The organism is Mycolicibacterium parafortuitum, assembly GCF_010725485.1.
Lineage (GTDB): Bacteria > Actinomycetota > Actinomycetes > Mycobacteriales > Mycobacteriaceae > Mycobacterium.
Genome location: NZ_AP022598.1, coordinates 4,764,597 through 4,782,693, shown reverse-complemented (window position 1 = coordinate 4,782,693; position 18,097 = coordinate 4,764,597). Strand labels below are relative to the sequence as shown.

Annotated in this window: 16 protein-coding genes and 1 pseudogene; 13 read left to right on the top strand and 4 right to left on the bottom strand. The window is 70.0% G+C overall.

What is annotated here, in order from left to right; translation table 11 throughout:
• Window positions 1-15: 15 nt before the first annotated feature.
• The 4 genes from rpoZ to NTM_RS22520 all read left to right on the top strand — a co-directional run bounded on the left by rpoZ (window position 16) and on the right by NTM_RS22520 (window position 4,367).
• Window positions 16-315 (top strand): DNA-directed RNA polymerase subunit omega, encoded by a 300-nt coding sequence (gene rpoZ, locus NTM_RS22535; RefSeq protein ID WP_083145295.1) that lies wholly within the window; start codon window positions 16-18, stop codon window positions 313-315.
• A 20-nt stretch (window positions 316-335) separates the two neighbouring features.
• The gene (gene coaBC / locus NTM_RS22530) at window positions 336-1,598 is read left to right on the top strand and encodes a bifunctional phosphopantothenoylcysteine decarboxylase/phosphopantothenate--cysteine ligase CoaBC (protein WP_104860834.1); all 1,263 of its coding nucleotides are present in this window, start codon (window positions 336-338) and stop codon (window positions 1,596-1,598) included.
• Window positions 1,599-1,734: 136 nt separating this feature from the next.
• Window positions 1,735-2,943 carry a methionine adenosyltransferase gene (gene metK, locus NTM_RS22525; RefSeq protein ID WP_104860835.1) on the top strand — a complete coding sequence of 403 codons (1,209 nt, stop codon included), beginning with the start codon at window positions 1,735-1,737 and terminating at the stop codon, window positions 2,941-2,943.
• A gap of 245 nt (window positions 2,944-3,188) precedes the next feature.
• Window positions 3,189-4,367, top strand: a complete 1,179-nt coding sequence (locus tag NTM_RS22520) for a Cmx/CmrA family chloramphenicol efflux MFS transporter (protein ID WP_163767993.1) — start codon at window positions 3,189-3,191, stop codon at window positions 4,365-4,367.
• Between the two features lie 43 nt (window positions 4,368-4,410).
• Here the strand turns inward: NTM_RS22520 and NTM_RS22515 are convergent, their stop codons facing one another.
• On the bottom strand, window positions 4,411-5,916 hold the full coding sequence (locus tag NTM_RS22515) for a flavin-containing monooxygenase (protein ID WP_163767990.1): 1,506 nt from the start codon (window positions 5,914-5,916) through the stop codon (window positions 4,411-4,413).
• 20 nt (window positions 5,917-5,936) lie between these two features.
• The gene (locus tag NTM_RS22510; RefSeq protein WP_163767987.1) at window positions 5,937-6,854 is read right to left on the bottom strand and encodes an alpha/beta hydrolase; all 918 of its coding nucleotides are present in this window, start codon (window positions 6,852-6,854) and stop codon (window positions 5,937-5,939) included.
• Between the two features lie 24 nt (window positions 6,855-6,878).
• Between NTM_RS22510 and NTM_RS22505 the strand changes: the two genes are divergently transcribed.
• The 9 genes and pseudogenes from NTM_RS22505 to NTM_RS28620 all read left to right on the top strand — a co-directional run bounded on the left by NTM_RS22505 (window position 6,879) and on the right by NTM_RS28620 (window position 15,846).
• Entirely contained in the window at window positions 6,879-7,577 is a 699-nt protein-coding gene (locus tag NTM_RS22505; protein ID WP_163767984.1) for a lysoplasmalogenase, read from the top strand.
• Window positions 7,578-7,627: 50 nt separating this feature from the next.
• Window positions 7,628-9,165, top strand: a pseudogene (locus tag NTM_RS22500) (primosomal protein N' family DNA-binding protein).
• Window positions 9,166-9,170: 5 nt separating this feature from the next.
• Entirely contained in the window at window positions 9,171-11,000 is a 1,830-nt protein-coding gene (locus NTM_RS22495) for a DUF2207 domain-containing protein (protein ID WP_163767981.1), read from the top strand.
• Window positions 10,994-11,530 (top strand): LemA family protein, encoded by a 537-nt coding sequence (locus NTM_RS22490; RefSeq protein ID WP_163767979.1) that lies wholly within the window; start codon window positions 10,994-10,996, stop codon window positions 11,528-11,530. Before NTM_RS22495 ends, NTM_RS22490 begins: the two co-directional genes overlap by 7 nt.
• A 22-nt stretch (window positions 11,531-11,552) precedes the next feature.
• Window positions 11,553-12,485, top strand: a complete 933-nt coding sequence (gene fmt / locus NTM_RS22485; protein ID WP_104860842.1) for a methionyl-tRNA formyltransferase — start codon at window positions 11,553-11,555, stop codon at window positions 12,483-12,485.
• Window positions 12,482-13,867 (top strand): RsmB/NOP family class I SAM-dependent RNA methyltransferase, encoded by a 1,386-nt coding sequence (locus NTM_RS22480; RefSeq protein ID WP_163767976.1) that lies wholly within the window; start codon window positions 12,482-12,484, stop codon window positions 13,865-13,867. The genes fmt and NTM_RS22480 overlap by 4 nt, the downstream gene beginning before the upstream one ends.
• Before the next feature lie 24 nt (window positions 13,868-13,891).
• Window positions 13,892-14,569: a ribulose-phosphate 3-epimerase gene (gene rpe / locus NTM_RS22475; RefSeq protein ID WP_163767973.1), complete on the top strand. Its 678-nt coding sequence runs from the start codon at window positions 13,892-13,894 to the stop codon at window positions 14,567-14,569.
• Window positions 14,566-15,567: a bifunctional diaminohydroxyphosphoribosylaminopyrimidine deaminase/5-amino-6-(5-phosphoribosylamino)uracil reductase RibD gene (gene ribD / locus NTM_RS22470; RefSeq protein WP_163767971.1), complete on the top strand. Its 1,002-nt coding sequence runs from the start codon at window positions 14,566-14,568 to the stop codon at window positions 15,565-15,567. Before rpe ends, ribD begins: the two co-directional genes overlap by 4 nt.
• A gap of 126 nt (window positions 15,568-15,693) precedes the next feature.
• Window positions 15,694-15,846 (top strand): hypothetical protein, encoded by a 153-nt coding sequence (locus tag NTM_RS28620; protein ID WP_170311994.1) that lies wholly within the window; start codon window positions 15,694-15,696, stop codon window positions 15,844-15,846.
• Here the strand turns inward: NTM_RS28620 and NTM_RS22465 are convergent.
• Together NTM_RS22465 and NTM_RS22460 are read right to left on the bottom strand one after the other, a co-directional pair.
• A complete protein-coding gene (locus NTM_RS22465; RefSeq protein ID WP_163767969.1) occupies window positions 15,813-17,366 on the bottom strand; it encodes an MFS transporter in 1,554 nt (517 codons plus the stop codon). The genes NTM_RS28620 and NTM_RS22465 overlap by 34 nt on opposite strands.
• Window positions 17,366-18,070: an LppX_LprAFG lipoprotein gene (locus NTM_RS22460; protein WP_104860846.1), complete on the bottom strand. Its 705-nt coding sequence runs from the start codon at window positions 18,068-18,070 to the stop codon at window positions 17,366-17,368. The genes NTM_RS22465 and NTM_RS22460 overlap by 1 nt, the downstream gene beginning before the upstream one ends.
• Window positions 18,071-18,097 lie beyond the last annotated feature (27 nt).

Sequence of the window (18,097 nt, the reverse complement as noted above, 5' to 3'; positions counted from 1 at the left end):
TCAGGAGATTTCTACGTGAGTACTCCGTTGTCCCCGGTGGACATCGACCCGTCGGCCGCCAGCGCCTACGACACCCCGTTGGGCATCACCAACCCGCCGATCGACGAGCTGCTGGACCGCGCATCGAGCAAGTATGCGCTGGTCATCTATGCCGCCAAGCGGGCGCGCCAGATCAACGACTACTACAACCAGCTCGGTGACGGCATTCTCGAATACGTCGGCCCGCTCGTCGAGCCGGGTCTGCAGGAGAAGCCGCTGTCGATCGCGCTGCGGGAGATCCACGCCGACCTCCTCGAGCACACCGAGGGCGAGTAGCAGGCGCGCGGCGCGACTCGATGAGTGCCAAGCGGATCATCGTCGGCGTCGCCGGTGGCATCGCCGCTTACAAGGCGGCCACAGTCGTCCGTCAACTCACCGAGGCCGGGCACTCCGTCCGGGTGGTGCCCACCGAATCCGCCCTGAAGTTCGTCGGGGCGGCCACGTTCGAAGCGCTGTCCGGCAACCCGGTGCACACCGGGGTGTTCGAGGACGTCCACGAGGTTCCGCACGTCCGCTTCGGCCAGGAGGCCGACCTCGTCGTCGTCGCCCCGGCCACCGCCGACCTGCTGGCCCGCGCCGCCGTCGGCCGTGCCGACGACCTGCTGACCGCGACCCTGCTCACGGCGCGCTGTCCGGTGCTGTACGCCCCGGCGATGCACACCGAGATGTGGCTGCATCCGGCGACCGTCGAGAACGTCGAAACCCTGCGGCGCCGCGGCGCGGTCGTGATGGAGCCCGCGTCCGGGCGCCTGACCGGTGCCGACACCGGACCCGGGCGCCTGCCCGAAGCCGAAGAGATCACCACGGTGGCGCAGCTGCTGCTGGCCCGCGGCGACGCGCTGCCCTACGACCTCGCCGGGGTGAAAGCACTCGTCACCGCCGGCGGCACCCGGGAGCCGATCGACCCGGTCCGTTTCATCGGCAACCGCAGCTCCGGCAAGCAGGGCTATGCGGTCGCGCGGGTGCTGGCCCAGCGCGGCGCGGATGTCACGCTGATCGCCGGCAACACCGCGGGCCTGATCGACCCGGCGGGCGTGCACGTCGTCCACATCGGTTCCGCCACGCAACTTCGCGACGCGGTCTCCAAGCACGCTCCCGACGCGAACGTACTGGTCATGGCCGCCGCGGTGGCTGATTTCCGGCCCGCGCACCCGGCCACCAGCAAGATCAAGAAGGGCCCGGACAGCTCCACCGATCCGGCCATCGAGTTGATCCGCAACGACGATGTGCTCGCCGGAGCCGTCCGGTCCCGCCAGGACGGCCAACTGCCGAACATGACCGCGATCGTCGGGTTCGCCGCCGAGACCGGTGACGCGAACGGCGACGTGCTGTTCCACGCCAGGGCGAAACTCAAGCGCAAAGGATGCGACCTGCTGGTCGTCAATGCGGTGGGGGAGAACCGGGCATTCGAGGTCGACCACAACGACGGTTGGCTGCTCTCGGCCGATGGTTCGGAATCGGCCCTCGAACACGGGTCGAAGACCGTGATGGCAAGTCGTATTGTGGACGCGATCGCAGCGTTCCTGCAGTCGTCGGCGACGCAGGATCACGACGTGTAAATCGACATGCGCGTAAGGGTTGCGCGCAGCGGGGGGACACGCTTGGGTGCTTGGGGGCGCCCAGAGCGGTGTGGCCGCCGCACTATAAGTTGGCTAACTAACTACCTCAGGTGCGCTGAGTGGAAGGAAATCGGACGTGAGCGAAGCTCGGCTGTTTACCAGTGAGTCGGTGACCGAGGGTCATCCCGACAAGATCTGCGACGCGATCAGTGACTCGGTGCTGGACGCGCTGCTGGCCGGTGACCCGAAGTCCCGTGTCGCGGTCGAGACGCTGGTGACCACCGGCCAGGTGCACGTCGTCGGCGAGGTGACCACGAACGCGAAGGAAGCGTTCGCCGACATCACCAACACCGTGCGCGAGCGCATCCTGGAGATCGGCTACGACTCGTCGGAGAAGGGCTTCGACGGCGAGACCTGCGGCGTGAACATCGGCATCGGCCGGCAGTCGCCCGATATCGCGCAGGGCGTCGACACCGCCCACGAGACCCGCGTCGGTGGCGCTGCCGACCCGCTCGACGCCCAGGGCGCCGGCGACCAGGGCCTGATGTTCGGCTACGCGATCGCCGACACCCCCGAACTGATGCCGCTGCCGATCGCGCTGGCGCACCGCCTGTCGCGCAAGCTGACCGAGGTCCGCAAGAACGGCACGCTGGGCTACCTGCGTCCCGACGGCAAGACCCAGGTCACCGTCCAGTACGACGGCACCACCCCGGTGCGCCTGGACACCGTGGTGCTGTCCACCCAGCATGCCGACGGCATCGACCTGGAGAGCCAGCTCGAGCCCGAGATCAAGCAGCACGTCATCGACGCGGTGCTCGCCGAGCTCGCGCACGACACGCTGGACACCTCCGACCCGCGCATCCTGGTCAACCCGACCGGAAAGTTCGTGCTGGGCGGCCCGATGGGCGACGCCGGCCTGACCGGCCGCAAGATCATCGTCGACACCTACGGCGGCTGGGCCCGCCACGGCGGCGGCGCCTTCTCCGGCAAGGATCCGTCAAAGGTGGACCGCTCGGCCGCGTACGCGATGCGCTGGGTCGCCAAGAACGTCGTCGCCGCGGGCCTGGCCCAGCGCGTCGAGGTCCAGGTCGCCTACGCCATCGGTAAGGCCGCCCCGGTCGGTCTGTTCGTCGAGACGTTCGGTTCGGAGACCGTCGACCCGGTCAAGATCGAGAAGGCCATCGGCGAGGTGTTCGACCTGCGCCCCGGCGCGATCGTCCGCGACCTCGACCTGCTGCGCCCGATCTACGCGCCGACCGCCGCGTACGGCCACTTCGGCCGCACCGACGTGGAACTGCCGTGGGAGCAGCTGAACAAGGTCGACGAGCTGAAGAACGCCGTCTGACGACGATCCCGTCTGAGTTGCGCGTCATGGCATGGGTGACGCTGAGTGCGGCCCGCATTGGGTATCGTCTACCTCATGTCGAGTCCAGAGGCATCCAGGGTGGGGGCTTTCGGTCACCCGTCAGCTCCCTGAACTTCTGAATCACTAGCGTCCACCACATCCGTGGTGGATGGCGCGCACTTTGGGGCCGCTGACCGCGGTGACGAGACGTCCTGTCCGACTTCTCATCACCCCGGAGTTCTTCGATGCCTCTACCTCTTTATTTGCTTGCACTGGCCGTCTTTGCCATGGGCACGTCAGAGTTCATGCTGGCAGGCCTACTGCCGAACATCGCCGCCGACTTCAGTGTCTCTGTCTCGACGGCGGGATTGCTCACGTCTGCCTTCGCGATCGGAATGGTTGTCGGTGCACCGCTGATGGCCGGACTCACCCGCCGGTGGGAGTGGCGGGTGAGTCTGCTCGGCTTCCTTGCGCTGTTCCTCTCGGCGCACGTGGTCGGCGCAGTCACCGAGAGCTTCACCGTTCTGCTGGTGACCCGGATCGCCGCGGCGCTGGCCAACGCCGGCTTTCTGGCTGTCGCGCTGACCGCAGCCGCTGCACTCGTCCCTGCTGATCGAAAGGGCCGTGCCCTGGCTGTGCTTCTGGGCGGTACCACCCTGGCCACCATCATCGGAGTGCCCGGCGGCGCACTGCTAGGGGCGTTGCTCGACTGGCGTGCCACCTTTTGGGTCGTCGCACTGTTGTGTTTGCCTTCGGCAGTCGGGGTACTGCGTGGCATCCCCGTATCGCATCACCCACCAGACGCAGCAACCGGACCGGATCTGGGGCGGGAACTTGTCCAACTTCGACGTCCCCGGCTGATACTCATTCTGGTGCTGAGCGCGCTGGTCAATGCGGCGACGTTCGGAACCTATACCTTCCTCGCTCCGATCGTCATCGACGTCGCCGGCCTCGGCTCTGTGTGGGTCTCTGTGGTGCTGGTGGTGTTCGGCCTGGGATGCTTCGTCGGTGTCAACGTGGCCGGGCGGCTGTCTGACCGATGGCCCGGTCGGGTCATCGCGGTCGGTGGACCATTGCTACTGATCGGCTGGGTCGGCTTGGCCGTGATGGCTTCTCACCCGGTCACTCTGCTCATCCTGGCCTTCACTCAGGGAGCCGTCTCTTTCGCCGTAGGAAGCACGCTGATCACACGGGTTTTGTACGAGGCCTCCGAAGCGCCGACGATGGCCGGCTCGTATGCAACGGCTGCCTTGAACGTCGGCGCCGCTGCGGGCCCAGCCATCGCCGCGGCAACTCTGAGTACCAGACTCGCCGACCTCGGCCCCGTATGGGCCAGCAGCGCCCTTGTCGCAATCGCGTTGCTCGTCACGGCGTCCTTTCCGAGTCTGCTCAGACAGGTCCAACCCGATATGACCGCGAAATGACGGACCGCGTCGCATCGTGGCGGTTGTTGCAGCTGCTCGAAAGTCATTGCGCCCGAACGTAAGAGGCGAACTCGTAGTCGTCGATCGGGAAGCGGCGGCTGCGCCAGTACGCCTCGAGCGTGCTGGCCGGCCGCAGCGGCACGTCGCCGTGCTGGTCGAAGTAGTAGCTGTTGGCCAGCCGGCAGCTGTCCTGCCAGAAGATCTGCCGGTGCCTCTTGCGCATCATCTCGGCGAAGTACCGGTCGTTGGCCTCCTGGCGCACCTCGATCCGGGTGGCGTTGCGGCGCCGGGCCTCCTGCAGGCAGCGCACGATGTGTGCGGTCTGTGCCTCGATCAACGCGAAGTAGGACGAGCCGACGTAGCCGTACGGCCCGAAGACCGTGAAGAAGTTCGGAAAGCCGGGGACGCTCACGCCCTCGTAGGCCTGCAGTCGGTGCTCGTTCCAGAACTTCGACAGGGATCGGCCGTCGCGGCCGATCACCTCGTACGTCGGCACGTTCTCGGTGTCGAGCACCTTGAATCCGGTCGCCAAAATCAGTACGTCGACCTCGCGGTGCACCCCGTCGGCGGTCGCGACGCCCGTACCGGTGATCCTGTCGATCGGTTCGGTGACCAACTCGACGTCGTCGCGGTTGAACGTCGACAGGTACGTGTTGTGGAAGCCGGGCCGCTTACAGCCGACCGCGTAGCGCGGCGTGAGCTTGTCGCGCACCGCCGGATCGTGGACCTGCCTGCGCAGATACGCCAGCCCGAGCTTGCTCATCCGCTTGGCCATCGGGTTGACGGTGAAGTACTGGGCGGCCAGCGGGAACGTCAGCTCCACATAGGCCTGGCTGACGAAACGCTGCAGCGTCTGGCCGAACGGCAACCCCATCATCGACTTGGCCGCCCTCGGCAGCGGGACGTCGAATTTCGGGAAGCACCAGATCGGGGTGCGCTGAAACACGGTCAGCCGCGCCGTGATCGGCGCGATCTCCGGAATCACCTGGACGGCCGACGCGCCGGTGCCGATGACGGCGACCCGTTTCCCGGTCAGGTCCAGGTCGTGGTCCCAGCGGGCGGTGTGCACGGTGGGTCCGGCGAAGGTGTCCACGCCGTCTATGTCGGGCAGATTCGGCACCGTCAGCGCGCCGCCGGCGTTCACGACGAACCGCGCCGTCAAGGTGGTCGGACCTTCGGCGGAATCCAGGCTGAGACGCCAAAGCTCTTGGGCTTCATCGAATTCGGCGCTGCGCACCACCGTCGCGAACCGGGCCCTCGACCGTAGCCGGTACTTGTCGAAGCAGTGCTCGGCGTAGCCCTTGAGCTCGTTGCCCGGCGCGTAGGTCCGCGACCACGACGTGCTCTGTTCGAACGAGAACTGGTAGGAGAACGACGGGATGTCGACCGCGACCCCCGGATAGGTGTTCCAGTACCAGGTGCCGCCGGGTTCGTCGCCGGCCTCGACGATCAGATAATCGGGCATCCCGGCCCGGTCGAGCTGGATGGCGGTCCCGATCCCGGAGAACCCCGCGCCGATGATGACGGTGTGGACGTCGGGTTCGGTCATGGCGCCTCCTGCTGCTCACCTCACGTTAGCGCGGCACGCAACGCCTTCAGTCCGCGTTCGAGGGCCTCGGTGGCGGCCGGGACGATCCCGGCGTAGCCGAGGTAGCCGTGCACCAGGGATTCGGCCTCGTGCACCTCGACCGGCACCCCGGCCGCGGTCAGCAACTCGGCATAGCGCAGGCCGTCGTCGCGCAGCGGGTCGTGTCCGGCGACCGCGATATAGGCCGGGGCGAGCCCCGACAGCTCCCCGCGCGCCGGGATCAGCGTCACCGGTGGGTCGGAGAGGTCCAGATCACCGACATACCAACGGCTGAAAGCCTTGCAGGACTTCAGGTCCAGGATCGGGGCGTCGGCGTTCTCGGTGAACGACGGCAGCGATGTGTCGAACGTCGTCGACGGATACCACAGCAGCTGGAGGCGCATCGCGATCCCGGCGTCGCGGGCCGACTGCGCCACCACCGCGGCGAGGTTGCCGCCCGCGGAATCGCCGGCGACCGCGAGCCTGCTCGCATCGGCACCGATCTCGCCGGCGTGCTCGACAACCCATCGGGTCGCCGCCCAGACGTCCTCGACCGCGGCCGGATAGGGATGTTCGGGGGCCAGCCGGTAGTCGACCGACACCACGACAGCGCCCGCGCCCATCGCGTGCATGCGGGCCTGACCGTCGTAGCTGTCGAGGTCGCCGACCGTCCAGCCGCCGCCGTGGATGAACACCACCACGGGCAGCGCCGCATCCTCTGACGGCGACCGGTACACGCGCAGCGCGATCGGTCCGCCGGGGCCGTCGATCGTGCGGTCGTATGCGTCGACCTCGGGATGCACCGGGCCGCGGGGGAGATCCTTGAAGCGCTGCCGGGCCGCCTCCGGTCCGCCGTCGGTGCTCAGCTGGAACGGGAACGCCTCAAGCACCTTCTGCAGTACCGGATCAAGGTCAGCCATGTCCGATACCGTAACTTCTCGCCCATGACCCGGAAGCTGTGGGCCGGTGCCGCGGCGGTGGCCGCGGGCTACGGCGTTTTCCTGATCGTGACCGCGACGCGAGTGCCCGCGGGCGCCGAGCTGACCGGGCAGTTCGCCTTGCAGCCCGCGGTCAAGTCCCTGGCGGCGGTGCTGCTCGCCGCGGCGGCGCTGACCCATCCGATCCGGCGGGAGCGGCTGTGGTTGTTCGCTGCGCTGCTGTTCTCCGCGGCGGGTGACTACCTGCTGGCGATGCCGTGGTGGGAGCCGTCGTTCGTGCTCGGGCTGGCGTCGTTCCTGATCGCGCATCTGTGTTTCCTGGCTGCGCTGCTGCCGTTGGCGCGGCGGTCCCCGCGCGGACTCGCCGCGGCCGCGGTCGTGCTGATCGCGTGTGTGGCGCTGCTGGGGTGGTTCTGGCCGCGGCTGCTCGACCAGGGCATGGCGCTGCCCGTCACGCTCTACATCACCGTGCTGGGCGCGATGGTGTGCGTCGCGTTGCTGGCGGACCTGCCGACCCCGTGGACCGCGCTGGGTGCGGTGTGTTTCGCGGTGTCGGACGCGATGATCGGCATCAGCAGATTCGTGCTCGGCTCGGAGGCGCTGGCAGTGCCGATCTGGTGGGCATACGCGGCGTCGCTGCTGCTGATCACCGCGGGGCTGCTGTTCGGCCGCACGTCCGTGCCGTCTGCTACACCTGCGGTGTGAAACCCGCCCGGCAGGCCGCCGAACACGAGCCCATCGCCCGTGTACTGCCGATGCTGACGGTGCCGCACCTCGACCGCGAGTTCGACTATCTGGTGGCCGCCGAACAGTCCGACGACGCGCAGCCCGGGGTGCGGGTCAAGGTCCGCTTCCACGGCAGGCTCGTCGACGCGTTCGTGCTCGAAAGACGTTCCGACACCGACCATGCCGGCAAGCTCGGATGGATCGACAAGGTGGTGTCACCGGAGTGCGTGCTGACCCACGACGTGCGCCGCCTCGTCGACGCGGTCGCCGCCCGGTATGCCGGGACCCGCGCCGACGTGCTGCGGTTGGCCGTGCCGCCCCGGCACGCGACGGTGGAGAAGAAGACGCCGGTGGTGCTCGCACCCCTGGCGGCCGCGCCGGTCGACACCGCCGCGTGGGCGGCCTACAGCGGCGGCGAGCGGTTCGTCGCCGCGCTGCGTGAGACCAGAGCCGCGCGGGCGGTGTGGCAGGCCCTTCCGGGTGAATCCTGGCCGGCCAGGCTGGCCGAGGTCGCCGCCGTGACGGTGCACGCCGGTCGTGGGGTGCTCGCCGTCGTCCCTGATCAGCGCGACGTCGACCTGCTGCACGCCGCCGCGCTGACGCGCCTCGACGCCGACCGGGTGGTGGCGTTGTCGGCGGGGCTGGGGCCCGCCGAGCGCTACCGTCGCTGGCTGGCGGTGCTGCGGGGTGACGCGCGGTTCGTGATCGGCACGCGCAGTGCGGTTTTCGCGCCGGTTGCCGATCTGGGTCTGGTGATGCTGTGGGACGACGGTGACGATTCGCTGGCCGAGCCGCGCTCGCCGTACCCGCACGCCCGCGACGTCGCGATGCTGCGTGCCCACCAGTTGCGCTGCGCGGCGATGATCGGCGGATACGCGCGCACCGCCGAGGCGCAGGCGCTGGTGCGCAGCGGGTGGGCGCACGACCTCACCGCGACCCGGCACACGCTGCGCGCGCACGCGCCGCGGGTGATCGCCCTGGAGGACAGCGCCTACGCGCACGAACGGGACGCCGCGGCGCACACCGCGCGGTTGCCGACCGTCGCCCTCGACGCCGCCCGCGCCGCGCTGGCCAAGCACACCCCCGTCCTGGTCCAGGTGCCGCGGCGCGGCTATGTGCCCGCGCTGTCGTGCGCCAAATGCCGGGCCGTCGCGCGCTGCAGGGCCGAGCGGTCTGCCGCGGGCGGGAGCTCGCCCTTCGGTGCGCCCGGTGCGGCTCCGATGCGGTCCGCGCGGTGGTCGTGCCGGCCGAGGGCGCCCCGCGCGCGGTCTGCCGGTCGTCGGTGCGGCTCGCGTGGAGGTCTGCTGGCGCCGCCGGCCTCGCGCTCCGCCCGAGGGCGCGCCGATCGGCGTCCCGCGTGCAGGCGCCATCCGTGGATCTTCCGGTCGGGGCGCGCAGACCGGCCGGGATCGCCCCGGACGCCCCGGTCGTCAGGATGTTGGTGCGGGTGCCCCGCGACGGTGGCCTGGAACTGGCCGCGGCGCTGCGGCGCGCGGCGGCGGTGCAAAGCGCTCGCCACGATCAGGAGCCAGTTCGCATCCAGATCGACCCGTTGCACATAGGCTGATGCCCATGTCGGCGGGGAGGGTGCTCAAGGCGCTCATCCCGTTGATCTTGATCTCATGCGGTGTGCTGTGGCCGGTGGTCTTCGACGGTGGATCCGGCGGCGGCTCCACCGAGGTCGACGACCCGGTGGTGATCACGCACTACGACGTCGACATCGCCGTGAACGCCGCCGGCGACATGACCGCGGTCGAGACGATCACCACCGACTTCTACACCACCGCGCGCCACGGCATCTTCCGCTACTGGGACCTGGTCAACCCAAACGACACGTCGGTGCGGCAGAAGCCCGAGATCCAGTCGATCCTGCTGGATGGACGTCCCGCGACCTACGAGATGCTCTGGGAGGACGCGAACCGCTTCCGGGTCGCCAAGATCGGGGATCCCGACCGCTACCTCAGCGACGGCGAGCACGTCTTCGAGATCCGCTACACCGTTCCCGGTGTCCTCGACCCCGGCGAGGTCGGCGCCGGCCGCGAGTTCGCCGACACGGTCGGCGACCCGGCGCCGTCACCGAGCGTGTTCTTCTGGAACGTGATCGCGCCGGCCTGGAACAACCGCATCGAGCGCGCCGACATCACGCTGGACCTGCCCGGCGCGGTCGGCACCGCCCAGTGTTCGGTCGGCTACGGCGTCGGCCGTGCGTGTGACGACCTGACCGTCGACGGCACCCGGGTGCGGTTGCGCGCCGAGGACCTGCCGCCGCGCACCCCGGTCACTGTCCGTGCGGGCGTGGATGTACCGGTCCCGCCGCGGATGACCCTGCCGTGGTCGCACAGCTGGGACCGGGTGCTCGGCCAGTCGCTGACCGGGGTGTGGTGGGTCGCGGCGTTCACCGTGCTCGCCGGCGCCGCGGCGCTGGTGTGGTTCCGCCGCGTGCTGGAGCGGCCCCCGGGCTTCCCGCTGCAGTACGCCCCGCCGCCCGGGCTCGGCCCGGTGCAGGCCGAATACATCCGCACCGAGTCCGTGCCGTCCCGCGGCCTGACCGCGACACTGCTGTACCTGGCCGAACGCGGCCTCATCCGGTTGGACCGGGTCAGCGACAAACACTGGACGATCACCACGATCGCCAAGCCGGGGCAGTGGGCCGACGTCGACCCGGTCAGCGTCGCGGTCGCGTCGCGGCTCAAGCTGCTCAACGAGACAGCGGTGTTCGAGGCAAAGAAGACACCCAAGTCGGGGGAGAAGCTCAGCAAGGCCAAGGCCGATATGTCCTCGGCCGTCCGGAAGTGGGCGATCGACGACGGCCTGCTGGTGCCCCGCAAGAAGGAGCTCTGGTTGCGGGCCGCCAACGCGGTGGCGTTCGTGCTGATGGTGTGCGCGTTCTTCCGCTGGGGCTTCCCGACCACCATGTGGGCTTTGCCGTTCGCGGCGTTCTTCCTGCTGTCGGCCGGGTCGTGGCGCGACGGCGTCGGCACCCGGCGCACCGCCGCGGGCCGTGAGCTGTGGTCGCGGGTCGGTGGCTTCCACCGCCTGCTGTCCACCGACTCGGCGGAGAGCCGTTTCGACTTCTCGGCCCGCAAGGACCTCTACATCGCCTATGTGCCGTTCGCGGTCGCGGCGGGCGTCGCGGCGCTGTGGGCCAAGAAGTACGAGGCCTACACCGGAACCACTGCGCCGCAACCCGATTGGTACCCGATTCCGGCAGGTTCCGGCTCGGGATTCGCCGGCGGTTCCGGCGGCGCGGACTTCGACAGTTTCGATTCGGCGCTGTCGTCCTCGATCGGCGCCTACACCGCATCGCAGGCGGCTTCGTCCTCGTCCTCGGGCGGCGGCGGCAGCTTCAGCGGCGGTGGCGGCGGCGGTGGGGGCGGCGGCGGAGGAGGTGGATCATGGTGAGCTTCGTGCTCGTCGTCGTGCTGGTGCTCGCCGTGGCGGTGCTGGTCGGATTCGTGTTGGGGTACAACAAGATCCGATCCGCCGACGTCCGTGTCGCCGAGGCGCTGTCCGGGATCGACGTCGAGTTGACCCGGCGCGCGTCGCTCATCCCGAGCCTGGTGCACACCGTGCAGACGTTCGCGGCCCACGAGAAGGCCATCCTGGATCGGGTCACCGATGCGAGGGCGGCGCTGACGTCGGCCACCGGTGGCGAGTCGGTGGCCCAGCGCAGCGCCGCCGAGCGACAACTCGACTCGGCGCTGGCCCCGCTGCTGGCGCTCGGACAGAACTATCCGCAGCTCAACTCGTCGAACAACTTTCTGGACCTGCAGCGCACTCTCGCCGACACCGAGGACAAACTCGCGTTCGCCCGGCAGTACTACAACGACGCGGCGGCCACCCTCAACCGGCTGCTCACCACGATCCCGTGGATGTTCGTCGCCCCACTGGCCGGGGTGACCGAGAAGGAGTACTACCAGACCCCGCGGTAGGCCGACTCCATACACTGGCTCGGTGCGTCTCGTCTTCGCCGGCACTCCGGAACCTGCCCTCCCGTCACTGCAACGGCTCATCGATTCGCCACGCCACGACGTCGTCGCGGTCCTGACCCGTCCCGACGCGGCCGCGGGCCGGCGCGGCCGCCCGGCCCCGTCCCCGGTCGCGACGAGGGCCACCGAACACGGCATCCCGGTGCTGAAACCGCAGCGCCCCAACTCCGAAGAATTCGTCGCCGAACTCGCCGAGCTGGCCCCGGACTGCTGCGCGGTGGTGGCCTACGGTGCGCTGCTGCGCGACGAACTGCTCGCCGTACCCCGGCATGGATGGGTGAACCTGCACTTCTCGGTGCTGCCCGCCTGGCGCGGGGCCGCGCCGGTGCAGGCCGCGCTGGCCGCCGGCGACGAGGTGACCGGCGCGACGACGTTCCAGATCGAACGCAGCCTCGACTCCGGCCCGGTGTTCGGTGTGGTCACCGAGACCATCCGGCCCGCCGACACCGCCGGTGATCTGCTGGCACGACTGGCCGAAACGGGCGCGGGGCTGCTGGAGGCCACCATGGACGGCATCGAGGACGGCACGCTGACCGCGGTGCCGCAACCCTCCGACGGCGTCAGTGTCGCACCGAAGGTCACCGTCGACGACGCCCGCATCCGTTGGGATCTACCCGCGCACGTGGTGGACCGGCGCATCCGTTCGGTCACCCCGAACCCGGGCGCCTGGACGATGATCGGCGACACGAGGGTCAAGGTCGGCCCCGTCACGGTGCCCGCCGACGGACCCGACGACCTCGCACCCGGACAGATCCGGGCCGACAAGAAACACGTCCACGTCGGCACCGGCTCCGGGCCGGTACTGCTCGGCACCGTGCAGCCGCCGGGCAAGAAACCGATGAACGCCGCCGACTGGGCCCGTGGTGCCCGCGCCGAGGACATCGGGTGGGCCAAATGAACCGGCCCGAGAAGAAGAAGCGCCCGATGCGGCGTAAGCGGCTGGACCCGGCCCGCCAAGCCGCGTTCGACGTGCTGCGTGCGGTGTCCGAACGCGACGCGTACGCCAACCTGGCGCTGCCGGCGCTGCTGCGCGAGCGCGGAATCACCGGGCGCGACGCCGCTTTCGCCACCGAGCTGACCTACGGCACCTGCCGCGCGACCGGTCTGCTCGACGCGGTGATCGCCGCGGCGGCGGGCAGGCCGGTGGACCGGATCGACCCGGTGCTGCTGGATCTGCTGCGCCTCGGCGCCTATCAGCTGCTGCGCACCCGCGTCGACGACCACGCGGCGGTATCCACCACCGTGGAACAGGCCGGCCTCGAATTCGACACGGCGCGAGCAGGTTTCGTCAACGGTGTGCTGCGCACCATCGCGCGCCGCGACGAGGCGTCCTGGGTGGCCGAACTCGCTCCGCCGGCCGACACCGACCCGATCGGCCACCTGTCGTTCGTGCACGCCCACCCGAGGTGGATCGGGCAGGCGTTCGCCGACGCGCTGGGAGCGCGGGCCGGCGAACTCGAGGAGTTGCTCGCCAGCGACGACGCCCGCCCCGAGGTGCACCTGGCGGCCCGCCCCGGACAGTTGAGCGCCGCCGATCTCGCCGAGCAGACCGGCGGCACCGTCGGGCGGTACTCGCCGTACGCGGTGTACCTCGGTGACGGCGATCCCGGCGGGGTCGCGGCCGTGCGCGACGGCCGGGCGCTGGTGCAGGACGAAGGCAGCCAGCTGGTGGCGCGGGCGCTGACCCTGGCGCCGCTGGACGGCGAGGACGGCGGCCGGTGGCTGGACCTGTGCTCCGGGCCCGGTGGCAAGACCGCCCTGCTGGCGGCGCTGGGCCGGTCCACCGGCGCGACGGTCACGGCCGTCGAACCCGCACCGCGGCGCGCCGACATGGTGGAGCAGAACACCGCGGGACTCGGTGTCGAGGTGGTGCGCGTCGACGGCCGGGAGTCCGGGCTCACCCCCGGGTTCGACCGGGTGCTGGTCGACGCGCCGTGTACCGGGCTCGGCGCGCTGCGCCGGCGCCCGGAGGCGCGGTGGCGGCGCACCCCGGGCGATGTGCCCGCGCTGGCCAGACTGCAGCGCGAACTGCTGGCCGCGGCGATCCGGCTGACCCGGCCCGGCGGGGTGGTGCTGTACGCGACCTGTTCGCCGCATCTCGCCGAGACCGCCGGCGTCGTCGCCGACGCGGTCCGCAGGTATCCGGTGACCGCGCTGGACACCCGCGAGCTGTTCGCGCCGGCCACCGACACCGGCGACGGGACGTCGGTGCAGCTGTGGCCGCACCGGCACGGCACCGACGCGATGTTCGCCGCCGCACTACGGGTCACTTCCGGGTAGCGGGCGCATCGTAGGCTGATCCCCATGCCGAAACCGTTGATCGCACCGTCGATCCTGGCCGCCGACTTCGCCAGGCTCGCAGAGGAGTCCGCCGCCGTCGAGGGCGCCGACTGGCTGCACGTCGACGTCATGGACAACCACTTCGTGCCGAACCTGACCCTCGGGCTGCCGGTGGTGGAATCCCTGCTCAAGGCCACCGACATCCCGATGGACTGCCATCTGATGATCGACAACCCCGAACGGTGGGCGCCGCCGTACGCCGAGGCGGGCGCCTACAACGTCACGTTCCACGCCGAGGCGACCGACAATCCGATCGCGGTGGCCCGCGACATCCGCGCCGCCGGGGCCAAGGCGGGCCTCTCGGTGAAGCCGGGCACTCCGATCGAGCCGTACCTGGAGATCCTGCGCGAATTCGACACCCTGCTGGTGATGTCGGTGGAGCCGGGCTTCGGCGGCCAGAAGTTCATCGCCGAGGTGTTGCCGAAGGTCGGTACCGTGCGCCGCCTCGTCGACGCCGGCGAGCTGACGATCCTGATCGAGATCGACGGCGGCATCAACACCGACACCATCGAGGCCGCCGCCGAGGCCGGCGTGGACTGCTTCGTCGCGGGCTCCGCGGTCTACAGCGCCGAGGACCCGGCGGCCGCGGTGGAGTCGCTGCGCAGCCAGGCTGCGTCGGCATCCAAGCATCTGGTGCTGTGAACCTTGACGCGGCGATGGCCGCGGCCATCGAGCAGTCGGAGCGGGTGAAGGGCCGCACGTACCCGAATCCTCCTGTCGGAGCGGTGATCCTGGACCGTGACGGGGAGATCGCCGGGGTCGGGGCGACGGCATCGACGGGTGGGCCGCACGCCGAGGTGCTCGCGCTGCGCCGCGCCGGTCAGCGCGCGGCAGGCGGCACCGCCGTCGTCACCCTGGAGCCGTGCAACCACTTCGGCCGCACCCCGCCGTGCGTGGATGCGTTGCTGGACGCCGGGATCGCCGCGGTCGCATACGCCGTCGCCGATCCCAACCCCGCGGCCGCGGGTGGGGCCGCGCGGCTGACCGCCGCCGGCGTGCAGGTCACCGCGGAGGTGCTGGCCGCCGAGGTGTCCGGTGGCCCGCTGCGGGAGTGGCTGCACAAACAGCGCACCGGAAAGCCGCATGTGACATGGAAATTCGCCGGCAGCGTGGACGGGCGCAGCGCGGCGGCCGACGGTTCCAGTCAGTGGATCACCGGCGAGGCGGCGCGCGCCGACGTGCATCGGCGGCGCGCGGCCGCCGACGCGATCATCGTCGGGACCGGGACCGTGTTCGCCGACGACCCGGCGCTGACCGCGCGGCTGCCCGACGGCAGCCTGGCCGACCACCAGCCGCTTCGCGTCGTGGTCGGGATGCGTGAGATCTCGCCCGACGCAACGGTTCTCAATGACGACTCCCACACGATGGTGATCCGCACCCGCGATCCGCACGAGGTGCTCCGGGCGTTGTCGGACCGCACCGACGTGTTCCTGGAGGGCGGACCGACACTGGCGGGCGCGTTCCTGCGGGCCGGAGCGGTGGACCGGATCCTGGCATACGTCGCCCCGATCCTGCTCGGTGGGCCGGTCTCCGTGATCGACGACGTCGGGGTGACGAACATCTCCCAGGCGCACCGCTGGCGCTTCGACGGGATGGCGCCGGTCGGACCCGATGTGCTGCTGAGCCTGAGCCCGCACTGATCCCGAGTGCCGGGGCTCACACCGCGCCGCTACCGGGGTCGGTGCCCGGATCTCGCTAGACTGGGTCAATCGCGCCTTCACCGACGTTTGCGCATGGTGAGCACGAATAAACAAAGGACATCGAGCATGCCTGCCCTGCAGAACTGGCTCAACATCAGTCCCATCGACCCCCGCGACCTCCCGGGCGCACTGCGCGCCGCGTGGCGGGGACTGACCTCCGATCACGCGGATCCGGCCGAAGACCGTCAGCTGATGGGCCGCGGGCTCGAGCGCTGCTGAGGCTCGCCGGCCGGCTCGTCGGCGTGTTCGCTCCTGGCCGCGATCAGCAGGCCCAGCACGGCGCCCACGACACACACGATCGAGGTGATCGTGAAGATCTCCCCGTACTGCAGCACGTAGGCCTCGACGACCCGGTTCGCCTCGGCGGCCAGCCGCTCGGCCAGTGACCCGCCGGCAGTGCTCGGGGGGAGTTCCGCGAGATGCTGGTTGAACCGGTACAGACCCCACGCCGACAGCGCCGCGATGCCGATCAGCATGCCGATCATCCGCGCGACCACCACCGCGGCCGACGCGATGCCGTGCTGGGCCGACGGTACGACCCGCAACGTCGCCGAGGTCAGCGGTCCGATGACCAGGCCGAGGCCCAGTCCGGCGATCGCGAGGTCGGTGTCGAACGTGGGCAGGTGCACGAAGCCGAGGTCGTGGTGGTCGGTCAGCACGGCCGAGGTCCACTGCGATACGAGCCAGTAGCCGACCGCGGCGATGAGCAGGCCGACGAACACGACGATGCGGTCCCCGATCCTGGTGGCCAGCCAGCCGCCGACCAGGGCGCCGATCGGTAGTGCGCCGAGGAACCACAGCAGCATGAAGACCGCTTCGCTCTGTTCCTTGCCGAGCACACCCTGGGCGAACAGTTCGATGTTGACCAGCGTGACCATCAGCGCCGCGCCGGCGCACAGCGATGCGCCCAGGCCGGCCAGGAACGGCCGGAACCGCACCCCGGCGGGCTCGATGAGCCGGGTGGAGGCGACCTTCTCCCACAGGAAGAACGCGGCGGCGGCGACCGCCGCGGCGATCAGCACCGGTATGCCGTAGCTCGGCAGCATCTGCTTGCCGTCGGGTGTCTGGTTGTAGAGCCCGACGACGACCAGCCCGAGCGCCAGGGCCAGCAGCAGCCCGCCCACCACGTCGACCTTCTCCGTCGGCGCGTCCTTGGACCGGGCGGGCAGGCTGAAGTGGATCATCACCATCGCGATCGCCGCGAGCGGCACGTTGACCCAGAACACCGCCTGCCAGTGGCTGAACAGGGCGACCAGGCCGACGCCGTAGAGCGGGCCGAGCACACTGCCCAACTCCTGGGCGGCGCCGACACCGCCGAGCACCGCGGCGCGGTTGCGGCTCATCCACAGATCCGCGGCCAGCGCCAGCGTGACGGGCAGCAGCGCACCGCTGGCGGCACCCTGGACGGCGCGGCCGATGACCATCGGGACGAGGTCGGTCGACATCGCGGTGATCACCGAACCGATGGCGAAGGTGGCCAGGCTGACCTGGATCAGCATCTTGCGGCCGAACCGGTCGGACGCCCGCCCCAGCAGCGGCATCGCGGCGATGTAGCCCAGCAGGTAGCTGGTGATGATCGGCGTGACCCGCTGGATCTCGTTGATGCCGATGCCGACGTCGACCATGATGTCGCGGATGACCGAGACCACCACGTAGGTGTCGAGGGCGCCCAGCATCACCGCCAGGCTGCCCGCACTGATCGCCAGCCAGCGGTTGGTGGCGCCCCGGGTCTCGAGCATCACGCCGCGGGTTTGTCGACGGTCACCGGCTCGCCCCACTTGGACAGCGTCATCGTGACGCTGTTGCCGGGAGTCGGCTCCAGGCGCACCTGCATGAGCTTGTTGTCACCTTCCTCGGCGACCCAGGCGGTGCCGGGCACCGGGCCGGTGGCGCCGATCTGCGGGGCGATCTTGTTGACCGCGTCGGCGCTGACGTCGCCGGTGATCCGGACGGTCTGCGTTCCCTCGACGGTCTCGCGACCGTCGGCGCTGGGATTGCCGAAGTTGGCGAGCACGTTGGCCAGACCGACGTTGGGATCGAGGATCGCGGCGACGTCGTAGACGTCGGCGGCCGGACCGAAGTTCGACAGCGCGCCACCGGCGGTGATGGTGGCCCACAGGTCGCCGCCGGACACCACGAACTCGACGTTGTTGAGCTTCTGGCCGAGGAAGATGATGTTCGCGACACCCTTGGCCGCGACCTCCGGGGTCTGGGTCAGATCGCCTTCGAGTTCCTCGACGGGAAGCTCGGCGATCTGCCCCTGCACGGACAGTTTGAGGTGGGCGCTGGTCTGGCCCCTGGTGGTCTCCGCGGACTGCTTCAGCAGGGTCGCGGCGTCGGGCAGGTCCTTGCCGGAGTCCTCCGAGGACGAACCGGAACACCCTGCGGCGAGGGCGACGACGGCAAAAAGGGCGGCGAAGATCGCCAACAGGCGGGTCTGCATGCCTGCATCGTAGAGGGTGCAGGTGTC